We start from the raw sequence: 710 nt of genomic DNA on the forward strand, positions 1-710 counted from the left end.
TCCGCAAGAGTAACCGTATCACCTGCATTGTACGTATTCCCACCAACACTAAAGCTCGTTACGGTTAACGGACCGTCTGCTGTTTCTGCATTATCAAGCACATTACCTGTTGCGATTGTATCTTCTGCGACAGAAACAGTTTCACTATCATCACTTAGATCAGACACGGGTGTCACTGAAATTGTTAGTGTAGAACTCTGAGTATCACCAGCACCATCAGTAACGGTATAAGTAATAACAGGCACAGCACCATTGAAGTTATCATTCGGTGTAAAAGTGTAACTACCGTCTGCATTTAAAGTGAGTTCGCCTTCCGTAAGAGTAACGGTATCACCTGAATTATACGTATTACCATCAACAGTAAAGCTGGTGACGGTCATTGGACCGTCTGCTGTTTCAGCATTATCTAACACATTGCCCGTGGCGGTTGTATCTTCAGCTATCGTGACAGTTTCACTATCATCACTTAAATCTGACACTGGAGTTACTGAAATTGTTAAAGTTGAAATTTCTGTGTCACCAGCACCATCGGTAATGGTGTAACTGATCACTGGCACGGCACCGTTGAAGTTGTCATTGGGTGTAAAAGTGTAACTACCATCGGTATTTAAAGTGAGTTCACCTTCCGCAAGAGTAACCGTATCACCTGCATTGTACGTATTCCCACCAACAGTAAAACTCGTTACCGTGAGTGGACCATCAGCAGTTTC

1 protein-coding gene is annotated in these 710 nt (G+C 43.2%); it reads right to left on the reverse strand.

Going from position 1 to position 710, the window contains the following annotated elements:
• A partial coding sequence (locus H4J62_RS19945; protein WP_182231380.1) for a tandem-95 repeat protein occupies nucleotides 1-710 on the reverse strand: 710 nt, incomplete at both ends.

The organism is Colwellia sp. BRX8-5 (assembly GCF_014077325.1).
Taxonomy (GTDB): domain Bacteria; phylum Pseudomonadota; class Gammaproteobacteria; order Enterobacterales; family Alteromonadaceae; genus Colwellia_A.